The organism is Micromonospora arida (assembly GCF_003857035.1).
Lineage (GTDB): Bacteria > Actinomycetota > Actinomycetes > Mycobacteriales > Micromonosporaceae > Micromonospora > Micromonospora arida.
In genome coordinates this window covers 1-3,354 of record NZ_QGSY01000026.1, presented here as the reverse complement: position 1 = coordinate 3,354, position 3,354 = coordinate 1, and the positions used below count along the sequence as shown (strand labels likewise).

The window sequence follows — 3,354 nt, the reverse complement described above, 5'->3', positions numbered from 1 at the left end:
GGGCTCGGAGATGTGTATAAGGGACAGGGGTGGGTTCTCGGCTTGGGCCAGGGCCGCCGCCAGGGGGGCCAGGTCGGCGGTGTCCAGGGAGCTGACGGTGATGCGCAGGGCCGGCGGGGCGGCGATGCGGTAGAGCGCGCCGGGGGCCACCGCCCAGCCGGCGTCGCGGAGCGCGGTCACCGTGCTGGTCTCGTCCGCGACCGGCAGCCAGACGTTGATGCCGCTGCGACCATGCGCGGTCAGGCCGTGCTCGGCCAGCGCGGCGAGCAGCCCTTCGCGGCGCTGCTCGTAGCTCTGCGCCGCCCGCTGCACCAACTCGGTGACGGCCGGGTCCCGCCACAGGGCGAGCACCAGGCGTTGCAGCACTGTGGAGACCCAGCCGGCCCCGACCCGGGTACGACCGCTCACCCGGGCCACCGTCGTCTCGTCGCCGACCAGCACCGCCATCCGCAGGTCCGGGCCGAAGGGCTTGCTCACCGAACGGAGGAAGGCCCAACTCGCTGTCGCACCGGCGAGCGGGTGCAGGGGTACGCGGGCCAGTTCGGCCGCGTGGTCGTCCTCGATCAGCAGCAGGTCCCGGCGGCCGGCGAGCAGCGTCCGCAGCGCCTCGGCGCGGGCCGCGGAGACGGCGGCGCCGGTCGGATTCTGCGCCCGGCTGGTGACGATCAGCGCCCGCGCTCCGGCGGCGAGCGCCGCCGCCACCCCGGCGACCAGCGGCCCCTCGTCGTCCACCGGTACGCCGATCGGGCGCAGGCCCAGCGCGGCGACCAGGTCGAGCAGATTGGCCCAGCCCGGGTCCTCGACCGCCACCGCGTCGCCGGGGCGCAGGTGGGCGCCGAGCAGCCGCTCGATGCCGTCCAGCGCACCGCCGGTGAGCGTCAACTCCCCGGCCGGTACGCCGTCGGCGCGCAGCCGGGCGCGGGCGGCCTCGGCCAGTTCGGGCAGCACTCCGGCATCGGAGTAGCCGACCGACAGGCCGTTCTCGGTGGCGAGCGCCGCCAGGTGCGGGCCCAGCGGGGGCAGCAGACGGGGGTCGGGTTCACCCCGGGACAGGTCTCGGGCGCCGGGCAACGGTGGGGGGCGCAGCGCGGAGCGGCGGGCGGCCACCGGCGGGCGGGGGCGTACCCGGGTGCCGTGCCGACCAGCGGTGGCGAGCAGGCCACGTTGGCGTAGCTCCTGGTAGGCACGGGCGACGGTGGCGGGGCTGACCCCCAACTCGGCGGCGAGTGCCCGCACGGGCGGCAGGGCAGCCCCCGGTGACAGGGCGCCGGTACGGATGCCGGACTCGATGCTGGCCGAAATCTCGACGGCTGTCGTACCGGTGAGCTGATAGTGTGCTGACACAAATCAGAGATTGTACTAGAACAAAGGGGCGCGCGCATGTATCCACCCACCGCCCGGACCACACCCCACCGCTCCCGCGACAAGATGAGCTACGACCAGGCCGCCGCCCACGCCGTCCTCGACGAGGCGTACGACTGCGCACTCAGCTTCACCGTCGACGGCCAGCCACGGGTGCTGCCCACCCTGCACGTCCGCATCGACGACACGCTCTACCTGCACGGCTCCACAGGCAGTCGGCCGCTGCTCGCCGCCCGGGGTGACGACGGGTTGCCGGTCTGCGTCGCGGTGACAGTGCTCGACGGGCTGGTCTACGCCCGTTCCCAGTTCCACCACAGCGCCAACTACCGCTCGGTCGTCGCGCACGGCACCGCCCGACTGGTCACCGACGAGCGGGAGAAGCTCGCCATGCTCACCGCGCTGGTCGAGAAGGTCGGCGCGGGACGCAGCACCGCCACTCGTCCGCCCAGCCGTCGCGAGTTGGCCGAGACCGCCGTCCTGGCGCTGCCACTGCGCGAGGTGTCCGTCCGGGCCCGCACGGGCGGGGTCCGCGAGGACGAGGCCGACCTGGACCTGCCGCACTGGGCCGGAGTGCTGCCGCTGCGACTGACCGCCGGGGCACCCGAGCCGGACGCCGGGGTCACCGCGCCGCTGCCGGCGTACCTGCGGACGCCCCGCACGCCCTGGCACGACCCGGTGCAATTGCACGGCGAGCACGTTCGGCTGGAGCCGCTGGACCTCGCGCACACCGACGAGTTGCACGCCGCCACCGCGGACCCCGTGGTGTGGCGGCACCTCAGCGTCGCGCCGCCCACCGCCCCCGCCGAAACCGCCGAGGTGATCGGCGCCGCCCTGGCCGCCCAGCACCGGGGCGAGCGGGTGGCCTGGGTGCAGCGGTGCGCGGCGACCGGGGCGGTGGTGGGCAGCACCTCCTACTACGACATAGACCCGGAGCGGCGGGCGGTGGCGATCGGACACACCTTCCTCGGCCGGCCCTGGTGGCGTACCGGGATCAACACCGAGGCGAAGTTGCTGCTGCTCAGTCGGGCCTTCGACGACCTGGGCGCGGTACGGGTCGCCTGGCACACCGACATCCGCAACGTTCGCTCCCAGGCGGCCATCGAACGGCTCGGCGCGACCCGGGAAGGGGTGCTGCGGATGCACCGGCAACGCCCGGACGGCTCCTGGCGGGACACCGTGCAGTACGCGATGACCGTCGACGAGTGGCCGAACGCACAGGCCAGGCTGCGAGAAAGACTTCTGCGGACGGCACCGGTGGCGTGATGATGGCGGGCGTGCTGGGGATCACCGACATCTGGACGTACGTACTGGGCACCGTGGCCATCATCCTGCTGCCCGGGCCGAACTCACTCTTCGTGCTCTCGACCGCCGCCAAACGAGGCGTCGCGGTCGGCTACCGGGCCGCCGCGGGCGTGTTCGTCGGCGACGGGGTGCTGATGTTCCTCTCCGCCGCCGGGGTGGCGTCGTTGCTCAAGGCGTACCCGCCGCTGTTCATGGTGATCAAGTACGCCGGTGCCGCGTACCTCGGTTATGTCGGGGTGACCATGCTGCTCGGCGCCGTGCGGCGCTGGCGCGACCGCAACGACCCGAGCACGCCGCGGCTCATCGACGCCGCGGAACCGGCGGCGATGCGCAGCCCGTTCCGCAAGGCGCTGGTGATCAGCCTGCTGAACCCGAAGGCGATCCTGTTCTTCATCTCGTTCTTCATCCAGTTCGTCGACCCCGGTTACGCCTGGCCGGCACTGTCGTTCCTGCTGCTCGGGCTGATCGCGCAGGTGACCAGCGCGCTCTACCTGACCGCGTTGATCTTCGCGGGCACCTTCCTGGCCGCCCAGTTCCGCCAACGCCGCCGCCTGGCGGCCGGTGGCACCACCGCCGTGGCCGCCCTCTTCCTGGCCTTCAGCCTCAAGCTGGCCACCGCCAGCGCCGGCTAGTCCGTCGCGATCTTGCACTTTCGGTCGTCGTAACGAGCACTCTGAGCCGGTTTGTCGC

At 73.0% G+C, this 3,354-nt stretch carries 3 protein-coding genes; 2 read left to right on the top strand and 1 reads right to left on the bottom strand.

The features are described 5' to 3' along the window. Positions 1-1,344: aminotransferase class I/II-fold pyridoxal phosphate-dependent enzyme (locus tag DLJ58_RS00235; protein ID WP_124853314.1), on the bottom strand; the 1,344-nt coding region annotated here is incomplete at its 3' end. 36 nt (positions 1,345-1,380) lie between these two features. On the opposite strand from DLJ58_RS00235, the gene DLJ58_RS00230 reads away from it, so the two are divergent. Next, a complete protein-coding gene (locus tag DLJ58_RS00230) occupies positions 1,381-2,625 on the top strand; it encodes a bifunctional pyridoxamine 5'-phosphate oxidase family protein/GNAT family N-acetyltransferase (RefSeq protein WP_124853313.1) in 1,245 nt (414 codons plus the stop codon). Next, positions 2,625-3,296 carry a leucine efflux protein LeuE gene (gene leuE / locus DLJ58_RS00225; RefSeq protein WP_124853315.1) on the top strand — a complete coding sequence of 224 codons (672 nt, stop codon included), beginning with the start codon at positions 2,625-2,627 and terminating at the stop codon, positions 3,294-3,296. Before DLJ58_RS00230 ends, leuE begins: the two co-directional genes overlap by 1 nt. Positions 3,297-3,354: the final 58 nt, after the last annotated feature.